Origin of the sequence: Paenibacillus sp. GYB006 (assembly GCF_036577645.1) — a bacterium.
Taxonomy (GTDB): domain Bacteria; phylum Bacillota; class Bacilli; order Paenibacillales; family Paenibacillaceae; genus Paenibacillus.
On the sequence record NZ_JARBDA010000004.1, the window covers coordinates 327,437 to 342,131 of the forward strand.

The following is a 14,695-nucleotide window of genomic DNA, read 5'->3' on the forward strand; positions in this document are numbered from 1 at the left end:
ATATATCAACACCTACTATCAAAAATATAATATAAAGCTGCTATATCTAAACAATGTAGGTTTAATGATCTTAAACTTATTGTTATGTCTCTTGGAAACACAGGGTTATGATAACTAACTTCTGCTACTATTTCATTATCCTCACTTGTTGAAAAGAAAACTCTCTTATCTCCTACGTCTTTTTTAATTTTCAAGAAAATCTCTCCATCAATTTGAACATCAACTCTTAGATTAGTTTTTATCTTAGTTCGATCAACAACCGTAAAATCTCCCATAATAATGGAAGTGCCCTCCCATTTAGATTTTATCAAATTATCAAGCCCTAATTTTTCGTTTATATTACAAACAACATTATCACTATTATCAGATGCCTTAATATTTACAACAAAGGTATGATTCATCATTAGATCACAAATTCTCTGAAATCTATTTTTGTAAACCCTTTGAACTTTTTTTGTGATTTGGATATTCATTGAAAATAATTAAAGCAGATGGAGACTTATCTGTAAGTGCCATCTGCTCTTTGCAATCAGTTGTACTGTTTTAATCCTCAAAAATATTTATTTTTTGATTTTGATATAATTCATTGCCTTCTATCTCCGCATTTTCTCTAATAAATGCTTTACTTGCTTCTTCGTCATCTTGTAATTGCCACATAAACCAAGCTGTCACATAGCCATCTGCCGCATACAACATGTCTCCATGTTCATGGCCCGTTTTACGCATCATAACTTTTGGAGCATTTATCTTTTCATACATTGTTTTCATACTTTCCAGAGGAATAACCATCTGAGTTTCAAAGTTTCCAGTACCCGCAATTAACATTGTCGGAATCTTTATTTTTGTTAAGTCGTATGGAATATTTAGCTTAATAGCTGCTTCTTCATGTGTTGGGGAAAGGGCTACAGCAGTTTTATAAAGATCACTATGATTGTTTTCTGTTATTGCATTAAATACCCCTACTCCACCTTGAGAATGCCCGGATATGCCGATATTATCTAAATCAACTCTATTGTGAAAAATACTATCTTTGTTACTATTTTCATTAATAATATACTCTAGTGTTTTATCTGCGGATTCTCCTGACCACGTTCCAGGATCCTCATTACCTAACACAATGAAGCCCCAAGATGATAAATGTTTAAATAAGGCTTTATATTTTGATCCATATACACCAGTTCCATTTACAAATACGACTACTGGATATTTTCTTTCACTTTGTTCTAACTCTTCAGGATAATATACTTCATATTGTTTCAATACTTCAGTCGTTTTTTCTTCCTTATATTTCACTTCATAATTACCCATCGCTAAATATTTTGCTTCAATATCTCCTCCAGTTACGACGGTTTGCGTATAATCATTAGGAACCATTGGGGTTCGTACTATCTTAACAACTAGTAAAGTTAATAGAACAACAAAAACTAGTATTATAATTCCAATGATTTTCAACATTTTTTTTAACGCTCTTTTCATCTTGCTTAATCTCCTTCTTAGTGCATTCAATACCAGTTAGAATCTGTCCGAAAGTAATCATAGAACGACCGAACAGAGATAGTTGCTGCATATTTTGAAAATCTGCTAGTGCATTTGATTAACATTAACATGAAAAAATAAACTGAAAATAAACTACAAGCAGAGTAATCCCCCTTCACTTGAAGGGGGATTTTGTGATTGAATGCAGTTCACTTACGTACAGATGTCCAAGAAGGGAATAAGGAAGACATGCAAAATCCTCATTGTAGAAGACGACAAAAATACAGCTAAATTAATTAAGATCGCTACTGGGTCTGCAGGAAATGAGGCATTCTTGGCGGAGAATGGCATGTTGGCTGTTACATACGGATTCTGTGTTTTAATTTAGTGGATCGCACACAAGATGATTTGACACCGTTACTTGTTCTCCATGATAATGCGTCTTCAAATATAGTACAGAGAGCAAATAGGCGGGGCTTGAACTCTTTTTACTATTCAGTTTTAAGTCCGTATAATGTAACAGGCGTAAAATATAACTATTCATACTGGATGGGGTTTTAGAGCAATGTTTAGTATATCGGTTGGAATAGCGTCCCCTTTGTAAACATTTGTGGATTAACGATTTGTTTTGAATTCCATTCTTCTTACTAGAACTGTTCCTTAACTCTTCTCTATTAATTTCAATGCTTGCTGGAGATCTATATCTTCTTCAATGTGTTTAGGTGTCCATTTTATATATACATGAGGCTGAATTCCCTTTCCATGTATGGGATCTATTTCTGTCTTCTGCTGAAGTCTTGATATTGGATAACATAGGGAGAATTGTTTGTCCCACTGGACACACACGATGTCACTATAATCGTTTAATCCCATGGTGGCACGTCCTACGATGGTTACTTTGGATGAATCTTTACTGGTTTCAACAAATTCTTCTCCCGCACTTGCACAGTAATAGTCAGATAAGATAATTACCTTTTCTGGGGTGTCTTCCCCCTCGAAATTGTTTTCTAAATCTGCAATATATTCCGAAAAGTCAAAAGCAACAAATCCTTGATTCCAATATGTTTTAAATTGGTTTTCACCGTACTCTACCATTTTAAGTGTTTCTTCATTATTTGTTGAACTTCGAACTTTCTCAGCCTGTTCTAAAAAAAGTTCCACATTACGGTCAGAACAATTAAATTCTCGGACTTTAAGAGGAGAACTTGGCTTCTCTCCTTTTTTAAAGATATATCTCAATAGAGAAGAAGAAGCATGAGAATTACCTCCCCTATTATTCCGAACATCAACAATCACATTTTTACTTTCAAGCAGGTCATCCTTATGTTGTTCTATTAAATTCACTATTCTATTGGTATCTGCAAAATCAGAAAAAGTTAATAATAAAGTGCTCTCATTGATAAAATCAATAGTATAAGTAGATTTTCTAGGAGAACGTTTGTATAATTTTAATTCCAGTTTTACTAATTCTTCATTCTCGTTGATAAGTTCAAAATATGTAGCTCTGCTCAGGATTTCATCCCATTCTTCTCTCTCAGGATGAGATTCCCTAAGCATGGTATGGTGCATTTTTCTTATAGAAGAAATGGATTCTCCATCGATAAAAACAATTTTTGCCCCTTTTTCAAATCGATCCTCTTCATTCGTCTCTGTTACGTATAAAGTGTCTTCGTAATTTCTTACCGTAAAACCACAAGTTTTAACTTCTACCTTTTCTGAATTATGCAAATTAAAATACATATGACGATCTTGGAAACTAATAAGGTATTCATTCACAAGTTCAGCAAACAGTTGCGGCGTAATGAACCCACTTCTTTCAAGCTCCTCTATTTTCTTTGTATAATAATCAGGATGATCCCAACCTTTTTTCTCCTCATATCCTGCATAATCCTGATGCATAATAGATACAATTTCAGCAAATATATTTGAGTACTTCAATTTAATATTCCCCCTCCAAATCTTTATATAAAATAACCCCCAATCAAATGATTTGGTTGGAGGTTATATTGAATATGTGTTGTCTTATAGATCCGTCGTCTAGGAGACACTAACATTTCTCTTATGTAAATTCTTGAATACCGAGTATTCAATATCGGACTTAATATAACTTAATATCTTTTCGGCACATTCTGCTGGATTCAACTCTTCTGTATTTACTTCGAGGTCATATTCGTCAAAGCAATATACTTTGCTAAACTGTGAAGCTGCTAGTCCAATCTGTCTATCTCCTCTTGCTTGCTCTCTTCTTGTGAGTTCTTCCTTTGAGCATGTTACACCTACAAATAACGTAGGCCGATTGAAAAATTGATCAAGAAACGCAGTAAACCTTTTGTCATTGTCGATTACGGTATCGGCTATTACATTAAAACCCAATTCCAATAACAATGTAATTGTCGAATGGTACACTGAGAATATGGAATCATCAACGATTTGTGAGACAACTTGATGATCTATTCCTCTTGGAGCTTCATCTGGAAATTTATTGTTAACAAAATGATTGTAATTAATAAAAAATTCATCAATAGATAAATGATAAAAATGAATTTCTTTCTGATTTATCAGTTCAGTCGATATGGATGTCTTTCCAGAACTTGAAGTCCCATTTAAGTATACTAATATCCCTTGCTTCAGAGTAATCATCCCTTCAAAATGTAATCACTGCGTCTCTTTAGAATAACGTGATATTTACAAATTACACAAAATTATCCAACCTGGAAAGTATTCGCGTGATGATTAAAATATTCCTGCCAGTCCGTTCAACGAGCTGCCGATTGAGTTCTCCTTCCTGTGTGGATCTCTCCCCCTCATATAAAGAAATCCATACAGCAAAAAGACACTGATATTCTACCCATCAGTGTCTCTTTCGGTTATAGCAGTTTAATTAGCTCTTCTAACTCATCTACTAATACTTTTGCTAATTCAAAATTAGTATCCTTTAAAGCCAATTCTATTTTCATTTCAATCGATTTTTTCTTTTGTTCCATTTCGAGATAGTCTTTATTAAAATGACTCGTATAAATCATCTGTCTAAATTCTTGCATACTCATTTTACTAATCGTCTTATCGTCAATGATTAAAACGTAGTCCATCCCATTTACAACAGAATAGAAATCATGAGAAATCATGAGAACCGCACCTTTATAGTCTTGGGTGGCTTTCTCCAGTGCGATTTGTGTATAGGTGTCTAAATGGCTTGTCGGTTCATCAAGAAGTAATACGTTTGCTTTAGTGGCAGAAACCTTAGCCAATTGAAGCAAGTTTTTTTCTCCACCAGATAATGATCCAATCTTTTGATCAAGGATTTCTCCTTCAAAGCCATAGTTTGCAACATACGACCTAATCTCATCATAAGTTTTAAACCCAGCATCGATGAACTCATCTAGTATTGTATTCGAATCCGTTAGCATTTCGCCTTGAACCTGAGATAAATAAGCCGCGGTAACATCCGCATTTATTTCAATTGAATCATGACTGTTTTTAAAGATATCTCGGAGTAACGTCGTTTTCCCGGTACCGTTTGGACCGATAATGGCTACTTTATCTGTAGATTTAATCTCAAAGCTAACATTGTCTAACAGCAGCTCGTCGAAGGCAACACGATAATTACTGACATTTATAACCGTAGTGTCATCCATCTCATGATCCATATCAAAACGAATATTCGGCTGCTTAATATCAACAAATGGTGCTTTAATTCTACGTGCTTCCAATCTCTCTTGGAATCTAACTCTAGCTTTTAATGCTCTCCCTCTAGATGCTTCTGAATTAATAGTTGCGATCGCTCTAAGATTATCAATGATGCCATCGTATCTTTCAATTTCTTCTTGTTCAGCGACTGCGATTTCTTGCAACTCTATTTTTGTCTGAAGTAATGAGAAATTATACTCAATATATCGACCATCAAACTCTTGGATCTCTGTGTTTTCAAGGTGTATAATTTTGTTGAAACAATGGTTCAATAGATATCGGTTGTGTGTAACAACGAGCAGCATTCCCTTGTGAGAATTAATCAAATTTTTAAGCGCTCTTAGATTTTCAAAATCCAAAAATACATCGGGTTCATCCATAATCATGAGGTCCGGACGACTAAGCATTTCCTTCATCACTTGAATGAGTTTGAATTCCCCTCCGCTTATGGAGGATATGTTAAGATCTTTTAGCTTCATAAGGTTTGCCAGATTCAGCTGCTTATTAATGGTGCTTTCAAAATTATCCCCATCCATCGACTCAAAGGCGTCCAAAGCAGATTGATACTTTTCCAAGAGCGCATCCATATCCGACGTGGTTGCCATTTCAGCATAAATCGATGTGATTTCATCTTGTATCTTAATAAATTCTTCTCCTATATATTCAAAAACGGTCATTTCTTTCGTTTTGTCTACTTGTGAGAACTGACTTACGTACCCGATGCTGCAATCCGGGTCTATCTCTAACTTGCCATCGAACAAATGTCTTTCGGGATCCATCAGTATATCGATCAGTGTACTTTTCCCACTGCCACTGGTTCCTATAAAAGCGCAATGTTGCGCCTCTTCAAGCGTAAACGAAATGTTATTATATAGTTCCTTTTGTGGAAATGAGAAGGATAAGTTATCAACTTTTATCATCGTGTTACCTTTCTTTACAACTAAAATGTTGGCTATTATTAATAGTATTATCAAACACAGACTTTTAGAGTAACACTGTTTACTACCAAGTACAATTCATTTTTAGCCCTCACCCACAATTCGAAATTCTTTGTTACTTTCATGAGTTTTGCTTCTTATGATTGCTTCAAGTATTTTTTTGCCTGCAGAGTCTATCATCGTTCCTTGCGAAGGCTCTTTTTTAGTAATCCATTTCTTTAGTTGAGCGATATAATAATCGATAAGAGAATTCGAGAAAAATGAATAATTGGATAGCAATACAACTCCTGCACGGAGTTCCTTACTGAAAGCTAGATAACTATTAAAACCAGCGGTAGCCCCGTTATGCCAGAGGATTCCTTGATTTAGAAGATTATCCTCAGCCCAGCCAAAATAACGGTTTGATTTTTCAATCGATATAGGAAGATGACTTTTTAGCAGTGTAGAGGCTACCGGATTATCATCATTTAGATTGGCTTGGACAAATAAGCTCAAATCGCTAACAGATGACTTAATCCCCCCAGCTCCTTCATGTATAGAAAGATCATCCCAATGAGGGACTCTTTTCCCACTTGAAGCATGTCCATTTAAAAACCTGCCATTCTGTTCTGAAACAAGCTTAACGGCTGTCTCGTTCATCTTTAATGGACTCGTTATGTATTTTTTCAACAGTTCGTCATACGTATGACCTGACACCTTACATAGAATGTTTCCAAGTATGGCCGCACCGATATTGGAATATCCAAAAGAACCGATCTGATCCGTGAAGTCTGCAGTAGATAAAAAAGCAGTTAAATCTTCCTCGGTATAAATTAAATAAGGATTCGATCTGTTTTTAGATAAAATGTGGTTTGTTGCTAATACAGGTAATCCAGAGGTATGGGTAGCAAGGCTTTTCAAGGTAATCTTATTCAAATAATCGTTGTTGGCATTTGGCACGTACTTACCAACGATGTCATCCGAGGAAAGAAGTTTTTCCCTTTCCATTTCTAATAAGAGTATGGATGTAAAAACTTTAGTAATGGAGCCGATTTCAAACAACCTATGTTCAGGGGGGATCATACTTTTCTTTTTATTATTGCAAAACGAGTAGTATTCAACATCTCCATCCCTAATCATCCCGATAACAAGTTGTAAATGTTTTTTATCTTTCGTGTAATCTGAGACCAAACTATGTATATCCTTCATTGTAAAAGTACTCCTTTTCGTTTTATGAGCCCTCTCATTACTCGAATTTAAAAATCTAAGTTATCCTGACTATTTCGAGCAGATAAATGATGTATTCGTTACCATATTCCATTCTTCCTGTCCGCTAGCTTAGAATTAACGAACGTAATCAATTAGAAACGTGTCCAATCGGAAATGGGAGATACAATAAAAAAAGCCGCTAAAATAGCGACTTTCAGGTATTTTCCTTTATTCTACTTTTCTTTTGAATTCATTTGGACAACCATAATTTCATCCTTGTTCGCAGTCGTTTGAATGCCTGTATTCACATTCATAGCTGCAACCTCCTCTATACCCGAAGGAATGAGTACAGGAGTAATCGTAGACAGTCCAGCTTCTGAGATGTAATCCATATCGAATTCTAGCAACAATTGTCCTTCTTTTATTGAATCTCCAGTCTGAACATGAGTTGTAAACCCAGATCCTTTAAGTGAAACCGTATCAATCCCTACATGAATCAAGAGCTGTACACCACTCTCATGCTCCAATATTAGTGCATGTTTACTTTTATTCATCAGGTGTGCAACAACACCGTCAAAAGGAGCATATACTTTACCTTCCGCAGGCTCAATAGCATATCCCTCTCCCATATGTTTCTCAGCAAAAGCCGGATCTGGGACAGATTCAAGCGGTATAGTCTTCCCAGTAATAGGTGATGGAAATTTTAGAGTGTATCCATCTTCTTTCTTCGCAGTGTTTTCTGATCTACTCGGTATATTTGATGTATCTGATGTAATAACACTACTACTCATAGTAGTTTTCTGAACACGTTCCTTACTTTGTACACCTTCCGAGATTGCCTCGATCTTGTCATCTTTATAACCGAACATCCAGGTTAATATAAAAGCAATTGCCATCGCAACAACGTTACATAAAATGTACAGAAACAGTTGATTGTTTAAATAAAGCAGCGTTCCGGGAATTACGGTGATTGCCATTCCTGTTCCTGCCAAACCGAATATGGATGCCATGAAACCACCTACGGCTCCACCGATGAGTGCCATAACAAATGGCTTCATATATCGTAAATTCACACCAAAGATTGCGGGTTCCGATATTCCGAGAAAAGATGAGAACGATGAAGGAAGGGCCAGTGCTTTTAGCTTCGCATTCTTCGTTTTTAATCCGACTGCCAAACATGCGGCACCTTGAGCGGCCATAGAACAAGTGATAATGGCGTTAAATGGATTCGAACCGGTCTTCTCCAGCAGCTGGATTTCTAAAAAATTGAATATATGATGCACACCGGTTACTACGATGATTTGATTGAAGAAACCGATAATGAGGCCTGATATTCCTAAAGGAAGATCTAATAAGAACATCGTTCCGTGTAGGACCCAATCCTCAACCGTATGGAACACAGGTCCGATGGCAAACAATCCAAGCGTTATGATGGCAAGCAGTGTAATAAATGGAGTTACAATGAGATCAATGGATTCGGGTACTCTTTTTCTTAGAAATTTCTCGAATTTTGCTCCAAGAAAACCTACAAAGAATGCAGGAAGAACAGACCCCTGATATCCCACGATAGGAATGAATCCGAACATGTAAAGCGCTTCTTCTGATCCGTTAGCAACATTGTATGCGTTGGGAAGAGCCGGATTTACCAACATCAGGCCAAGTACAATCCCAAGTACCGGACTTCCGCCGAATACACGAAATGCAGACCATGCTACAAGCGCGGGTAAAAAGGCAAATGCGGTATCCGTCAATACCTCAGTAAAAAGCAAGAAATTGGGGGAGATATCAGCAGCCGTTATTCCAAACAGCGCCAGAACTTGCTCTTGCGTAAGAAGTCCACGTAAACCCATAAATAAACCGGTTGCAACGAGTACGGGAATAATCGGGACGAAAACATCGCCAAATGTTCTTATCGCTCTTTGAAAAACATTTCCTTCTTTCTTCCCCTGACTTTTCACTTCTTCTTTCGAAGTACCTTTAATTCCAAGCTTCTCAACCTCATCGAAGATCCGATTAACGGTACCGGTTCCAAAAATGATTTGAAATTGTCCTGCGTTAAAGAATGCACCTTTTACCTTATCGATGTTTTCTACACGGGCTTGATCGATAAGCTCCTTATCGTGGACCATTATACGTAGACGGGTAGCGCAATGGGCGAATGAGGCAACATTCTCCTTGCCGCCAATGGCCTCAATAACCTGCTTAGCTATTTCGTGATTTTCAGACATATAACACTGCTCCTTTTCTATTCGGTTTTCTATTACGTCAAATCCTCCAAAGCGATGCTTCTAATGAAACGGCTCCTCCGCTAGAGAAAAAGCGAATTTCCGTACTGTCTTTACTTGGAAAAATACGGCTTGCGAAAACTTCCTCTCCATCGTTGACAAAGACTTCAACCGAGGAGGTATCAACAAACAGTTGGAATTTGACTTTGTCAGCATCTAATGGGCAGCGTCGTACATTTCCGTAGGCTGACTCGATAGGCTCACCGGATATAGAGCGATCCAGTATCACTTTCTTGCTCAGATGATCGTACCACAGGACCGTTTTTTCATTCTTCCCTGCTCGGAATTCAACACCAAACCGCTGTGCATTCATATTCGTAAATTCACAAATCAGTTCATAAGTAGTGCCATTAAAATCCGGGAATATTTTTGTTTCATCTCTCAACAAGTCTTGAACATCGGACTGTTCTTTGCGTAACTGTTCTAGTTCGCGTACCGGACGCTGAATCATTTTGCCTTGATTAAGGATCAATTCCCTTGGCAGAGTTAAGCAATTCGCCCAGCCCTGATTGTCTGTTGGGTATTTTGATTCAGGGAGTCCCATCCATCCAACTAAAATTCGGCGGCCATCCGGCGTTTCGGTGGTTTGCTGTGCATAAAAGTCAAACCCTCGGTCCAGCTCTTGAAATGGGCCATGGTTGAATATTCTAGTTGACAGATCAAGTGGCTCTCCAATGATGTAACCCGATTGATAGATATTATTGAAAGCATCAGCCTCAGGACTAACACCTTGAGGTGAAAATAATAATACACCTTGATTGTCCATTTCGAAGTAATCTGGACACTCCCACATATACCCGAATTGATCTAATTTTGTAACAATTTCTCCTTCAAATGTCCATTCGATTAAATCTGGAGAATGATACATTACCGCGCATCCCGACATGTTTGTTCGTTGTGCACCGATTACACAATAATATGAGCCCTCACTTCCCCACACCTTGGGGTCTCTGAAATGCTCGGTGTATCCATCGGGTACCGAATCAATGACAGGACTGTTCTTTTTGATAATATTCCCCTCTGTATCCATTACAGCTAAATTTTGATACGGATGTCTCACCCACTCCTCATCACGTGAGTTCCCAGTATACATAAGATAGAGCTTGTCATCTTTCACAATACCGCTTCCAGAATAAGCACCATGTGAATCGTAGGGTCCTCCAGGCTCTATTCCAATACCGACATTCTCCCAGTGAGCCAAATCCCTAGATTTAGTATGATACCAATACTTCATCCCATGATAGGTTCCGAGAGGAAACCACTGATAGAATAAGTGATATTCTCCCTGAAAGAAGGTAAAACCATTGGGATCATTAAGAAGACCGGTAAGCGGCTGAATATGAAACAACTGTCTCCATGGTGACTTTCCAACAAGAGCAATAAGGTTGTCTACTTCTCCGGGAAAAGCTTGTTCAAGCTTCCTGTACTTTTCTTCCCTTGTTATTTTCATCTTATAAATCTCCACCTAATGAATTGAATAAGTTCTGAGTAGAACCGGTTCCAAAAGAGATTAAAAAAACGGAACCGGTTCCAAACGATTTAAAAAATAAGTTTCATAATTCGTTCCTGAGCAAGAAAAAATCATGAAACCGTTTTTTTAGAATTATAAAGCAGGAAATTATTGTTTGTCAACGCTCTCTCGATCAAGCAAGATGAAATCCATCATCGTAACGTCTTCAATTTCTTCCTCTCGCACCAGTCTTACAATATTCTGGGCAGCGCGCTTTCCTGCCTCTTTATATTGAAATTGTACCGTAGTTAAGGCCGGATGAATAATCTCAGTGACATCGTAGCCTCCAAATCCTGTAACGGATAAATCCCCAGGAATATTGATTTGTTTTACATTCGCTGCCTTCATGACGCCAAGCGCAATGTTATCCGTAGCACAAACAATAATGGAAGGATCATATTCCTCTAATATATGAGCGGCGGTCACCATAGCTTCCGTCATTTTAAATCCGGTTTCATAATACTGTACATAACAAGAACTGCCTTCCAAGCTTTTTTTAAATCCTTCTTTTCTCTGGACGCCAACGGAAATATCTTTTTCGGTCACACCTAAATATGCAATTCGGCGGTGTCCTTTTTCAAGAATATGACGACCCATCATATAACCCGCCTTATAATCATCATGTATCAAGCTGTGAAGATCAGGATGCTGTTGGCCAACAAGCAGTACAGGAACCCCGCACTCTTTTATCGCTATCAGATGTTCATCCTTCACCTGGGCTGCAAGCAAAATGATTCCGGATACCTTCTGCCTTGCAAAATTGTAGATTGCCTCAATTTCTCTCTCAAAATCCTGACTCGTATTAGAGATTAACATATGATAGTTAACGTTTCGCAGTTCTTCATCGATGCCTATTAATGTTTGTGAGGATGCAAAGGAGTCCAATCTTGGCACTACAGTCCCTATAATATTTGTTTTTTTGGCCTTCAAACTTTGTGCAAAGGTATTAGGAACATAATGATGCTCCTTAATGACGTGTTCAATTTTTCTGCGAGTGTTTTCGCTTACTGAACCTCCGTTCAAATAACGGGATACTGTACTCTTTGCTACGCCAGCAATCGAGGCTATATCTGATATGGTTTTGTTCATTAATTATCCCTTCTCTTTACCTATAAATCTGTCACGAATAAATATAAATGATGATAACAGTATACTTGCTTTTTCTCCGATATGCGATCCCTTGAAATCTCCACAGCTGCAAAAAAAAGCAACCGGTCAGTTTGAACATTCATAGTGTTCGTAGATCTTTTTTGAAAATGGAAATAGCTCAAAAATACAAAAACAACCTTAACCATAATTATGGCTAGGATTATCATTTAAAGGCTTCAGTTGATGAGATATATAAGCGATTTGGATATATAGATGTCTGAGAGATGCTTGTATTCAAAAAAACAGATATGCAGTGCCCTGTTCGTATATTATTTACTACGACAGGTACTGCATATCTGTTTAAAATCATCAAACAAAAAGTTAATTAATCCGTCTTGATCATGCTTTAACTTTCAATGAACCTGGCGTTCAAACAACACAGTCACCACGCTACTGAGCCGCGAAGAGCATTTGCATTGGTTACCAGTTTGTAACCAATCAGCCATTCCGTGGACGTTCCAAAAGGATGCGCCATTCATCGAGCGTACTTACGTCGTTTTTACAGAGTCATTCGGATATGCAGGCGGGTTATACTTATTAGCATTACTATTTTGTATCTAATGACTGTTATACTTTGGATTTCTTTATTTTCACTTGATAGACTGCGATCATAAAAAAGACCATAATGCATATCAAACAAAGGATGGCTGCGCCCAAAGCACTCGTAGATTTATCGCTTGCTTGCAGCCACTGCATCGATATTTGCGGCAAAGAACCTGGACTGTAGGCCGTAAACGATGGCAGCCATTGGGAAGCAATGGACAGCAGTATTGCCACCGCTAAGCTAACGAAGGCGATACCTGCTGCAGAATTCAGGAGAGAGCTCATGAGCAGCGTAAGCGATCCGGCAAACCAGAGCCAGAGCAAATAGAGGAGTCCTGCTTTTATGGCTGCCCCGGTCTCGACGCTTCCGATCATCTGCACAGTATAATACCAAGCCCCCGCATAGCCAAGAACGAAAGACACAGTGACAAGAGACAGCATGCTTGCCCACTTCGCTGCCGCATAGGATACGTAAGACACCGGCTTTGCAAAAATCATCTGTGAAACCCCGCTTTGACGCTCACCAGAAATCATTGTCATGATGGACAGCACCAAGATCATAAGTCCGACTGAGTTATATTGACTAAGCGTCTGTGCCATCACTTCTGTTCCAGTAGGAAGCTCCATGGTAATCGTCATGCCTTCAGGCATATTTCCAGCAGATTCTAAAATTTCCGGCAAAAAACGTGTCACCACTGGCTGCATGATCCCCAGCATCAAAAACACAATCGGCACCCACAACCATTTATAGCTGCGCCCCATCTCAAGCATTTCTTTACGAAAAAACAATATGAACTGCCTCACGATTGCACCACCCTCTCAAACAAGTCTTCGAGTGTGCTATGACCTGCTTCCAGCGAACGGATCACAATGCGTTGGGATACAGCGTCCGCCATAAGTGTAAGGGAAGCTTGTTCAACGTTCGCGACCCTGAGCTTCGCACGTCCTCCGGAAACTTCCGAATAGATGACAAAATCCTTGCTGCAGATAGCGGTCAACCAGGACCGTGATGCCTCGTCCCCGTCAACCTCTAGGCTGATCACTGGCTCGCTATATGTTCGGCGAATATGTTCAAGGTTGCCTTGAAGGGCAATATTTCCATTATGAATCATGAGAATTTCATCACAAACCTCTTCTACGTCATGCAGCACATGTGTGGAAAATAGGACTGTCGTCTCCCGGCGAATGTCCCGGAGCAGAGTCAGTACATCCTTGCGTCCTGTGGGATCGAGTGCTGACACTGGCTCATCGAGAATGAGCAGCTTCGGCCTATGAATGAGTGCCTGGGCAAGCCCCAAACGTTGTTTCATTCCGCCTGAATAGCCGCCGATCCTGCGCTTACCCGCGTCCCGAATACCTACTGCCTCCAGCCACTTGTCGGTCTCCCTCTTGGCCTCACGACTTGTCAACCCGGCAAGCTCTCCGGCATAAAGCAAAAACTCAGCTCCGGTCATCCAAGGATAAAACACGGGCATTTGCGGTAAAAAGCCAATATATGGCCGCCGGTCCGTAGTCGGTCTTCCGTTTAGCAATAGCTCAATCGATCCTGCTGACGGCTGAAGTAATCCAGCCAGCATATTGATCGTCGTTGTTTTACCGGCACCGTTTGGTCCGAGTAGAGCGGCACAGCTGCCTTCGGTGATACTGAACGATATTCCGTTGACAACTTCACGCTCTTTAAAGCGCTTGGATAAATCTTTTACCTGCAACAAAGTCCGGGTCATGATGCATCCTTCCTTCCGAAGACAAAATAAGCGACTGATCCCAGAATGTTACCGCACAAGATGATGATGACCCACAACCATTTCGGTCCGCGAGTTGCTTCCGCTTTATATAATGATACCAATCCCACCACAGCCAAAATCAACTGCAAGACGATGATAGGCATGATCAAATTCCAAGGTATGCTTGAATTCATT

General features: G+C 38.9%; 13 protein-coding genes. 1 reads left to right on the forward strand and 12 read right to left on the reverse strand.

Going from position 1 to position 14,695, the window contains the following annotated elements; all coding sequences use genetic code 11:
* Nucleotides 1–5 precede the first annotated feature (5 nt).
* Together PV403_RS12745 and PV403_RS12750 are read right to left on the reverse strand one after the other, a co-directional pair.
* Nucleotides 6–473 (reverse strand): tubby C-terminal domain-like protein, encoded by a 468-nt coding sequence (locus PV403_RS12745; protein ID WP_442951761.1) that lies wholly within the window; start codon nucleotides 471–473, stop codon nucleotides 6–8.
* A gap of 70 nt (nucleotides 474–543) precedes the next feature.
* Nucleotides 544–1,476, reverse strand: a complete 933-nt coding sequence (locus tag PV403_RS12750) for an alpha/beta hydrolase family protein (RefSeq protein WP_332084886.1) — start codon at nucleotides 1,474–1,476, stop codon at nucleotides 544–546.
* Nucleotides 1,477–1,678: 202 nt separating this feature from the next.
* Here PV403_RS12750 and PV403_RS12755 point away from each other — a divergent pair, with 202 nt between their 5' ends.
* Entirely contained in the window at nucleotides 1,679–1,864 is a 186-nt protein-coding gene (locus tag PV403_RS12755) for a response regulator (RefSeq protein WP_332084887.1), read from the forward strand.
* A 272-nt stretch (nucleotides 1,865–2,136) separates the two neighbouring features.
* Here PV403_RS12755 and PV403_RS12760 read toward each other — a convergent pair whose 3' ends face one another.
* The 10 genes from PV403_RS12760 to PV403_RS12805 all read right to left on the reverse strand — a co-directional run bounded on the left by PV403_RS12760 (nucleotide 2,137) and on the right by PV403_RS12805 (nucleotide 14,694).
* Nucleotides 2,137–3,414, reverse strand: a complete 1,278-nt coding sequence (locus tag PV403_RS12760) for a S41 family peptidase (RefSeq protein WP_332084888.1) — start codon at nucleotides 3,412–3,414, stop codon at nucleotides 2,137–2,139.
* Nucleotides 3,415–3,513: 99 nt separating this feature from the next.
* Complete coding sequence (locus tag PV403_RS12765; RefSeq protein WP_332085001.1) at nucleotides 3,514–4,107, reverse strand: chloramphenicol phosphotransferase CPT family protein; 594 nt, start codon at nucleotides 4,105–4,107, stop codon at nucleotides 3,514–3,516.
* Between the two features lie 236 nt (nucleotides 4,108–4,343).
* Nucleotides 4,344–6,083 (reverse strand): ABC-F family ATP-binding cassette domain-containing protein, encoded by a 1,740-nt coding sequence (locus tag PV403_RS12770; RefSeq protein ID WP_213536290.1) that lies wholly within the window; start codon nucleotides 6,081–6,083, stop codon nucleotides 4,344–4,346.
* A gap of 102 nt (nucleotides 6,084–6,185) precedes the next feature.
* A complete protein-coding gene (locus PV403_RS12775) occupies nucleotides 6,186–7,289 on the reverse strand; it encodes a serine hydrolase domain-containing protein (RefSeq protein WP_213536291.1) in 1,104 nt (367 codons plus the stop codon).
* A 233-nt stretch (nucleotides 7,290–7,522) separates the two neighbouring features.
* Nucleotides 7,523–9,517: a sucrose-specific PTS transporter subunit IIBC gene (locus tag PV403_RS12780; RefSeq protein WP_332084889.1), complete on the reverse strand. Its 1,995-nt coding sequence runs from the start codon at nucleotides 9,515–9,517 to the stop codon at nucleotides 7,523–7,525.
* 37 nt (nucleotides 9,518–9,554) lie between these two features.
* Nucleotides 9,555–11,024 (reverse strand): glycoside hydrolase family 32 protein, encoded by a 1,470-nt coding sequence (locus PV403_RS12785; RefSeq protein ID WP_213536082.1) that lies wholly within the window; start codon nucleotides 11,022–11,024, stop codon nucleotides 9,555–9,557.
* Between the two features lie 168 nt (nucleotides 11,025–11,192).
* On the reverse strand, nucleotides 11,193–12,173 hold the full coding sequence (locus tag PV403_RS12790) for a LacI family DNA-binding transcriptional regulator (protein ID WP_213536080.1): 981 nt from the start codon (nucleotides 12,171–12,173) through the stop codon (nucleotides 11,193–11,195).
* A gap of 627 nt (nucleotides 12,174–12,800) precedes the next feature.
* Nucleotides 12,801–13,580: an ABC transporter permease gene (locus PV403_RS12795; RefSeq protein WP_332084890.1), complete on the reverse strand. Its 780-nt coding sequence runs from the start codon at nucleotides 13,578–13,580 to the stop codon at nucleotides 12,801–12,803.
* Complete coding sequence (locus PV403_RS12800) at nucleotides 13,577–14,500, reverse strand: ABC transporter ATP-binding protein (RefSeq protein WP_332084891.1); 924 nt, start codon at nucleotides 14,498–14,500, stop codon at nucleotides 13,577–13,579. Before PV403_RS12800 ends, PV403_RS12795 begins: the two co-directional genes overlap by 4 nt.
* Entirely contained in the window at nucleotides 14,497–14,694 is a 198-nt protein-coding gene (locus PV403_RS12805) for a PLD nuclease N-terminal domain-containing protein (RefSeq protein ID WP_213536091.1), read from the reverse strand. Before PV403_RS12805 ends, PV403_RS12800 begins: the two co-directional genes overlap by 4 nt.
* Nucleotide 14,695: the final 1 nt, after the last annotated feature.

Coding starts and splice junctions, on each gene's coding strand:
- PV403_RS12805 (WP_213536091.1), bottom strand. CDS start 14,694: ATGAATTCAAGCATACCTTGGAATTTGATCATGCCTATCATCGTCTTG.
- PV403_RS12785 (WP_213536082.1), bottom strand. CDS start 11,024: ATGAAAATAACAAGGGAAGAAAAGTACAGGAAGCTTGAACAAGCTTTT.
- PV403_RS12790 (WP_213536080.1), bottom strand. CDS start 12,173: ATGAACAAAACCATATCAGATATAGCCTCGATTGCTGGCGTAGCAAAG.
- PV403_RS12755 (WP_332084887.1), top strand. CDS start 1,679: ATGCAGTTCACTTACGTACAGATGTCCAAGAAGGGAATAAGGAAGACA.
- PV403_RS12745 (WP_442951761.1), bottom strand. CDS start 473: ATGAATATCCAAATCACAAAAAAAGTTCAAAGGGTTTACAAAAATAGA.
- PV403_RS12750 (WP_332084886.1), bottom strand. CDS start 1,476: ATGAAAAGAGCGTTAAAAAAAATGTTGAAAATCATTGGAATTATAATA.
- PV403_RS12775 (WP_213536291.1), bottom strand. CDS start 7,289: ATGAAGGATATACATAGTTTGGTCTCAGATTACACGAAAGATAAAAAA.
- PV403_RS12800 (WP_332084891.1), bottom strand. CDS start 14,500: ATGACCCGGACTTTGTTGCAGGTAAAAGATTTATCCAAGCGCTTTAAA.
- PV403_RS12780 (WP_332084889.1), bottom strand. CDS start 9,517: ATGTCTGAAAATCACGAAATAGCTAAGCAGGTTATTGAGGCCATTGGC.
- PV403_RS12770 (WP_213536290.1), bottom strand. CDS start 6,083: ATGATAAAAGTTGATAACTTATCCTTCTCATTTCCACAAAAGGAACTA.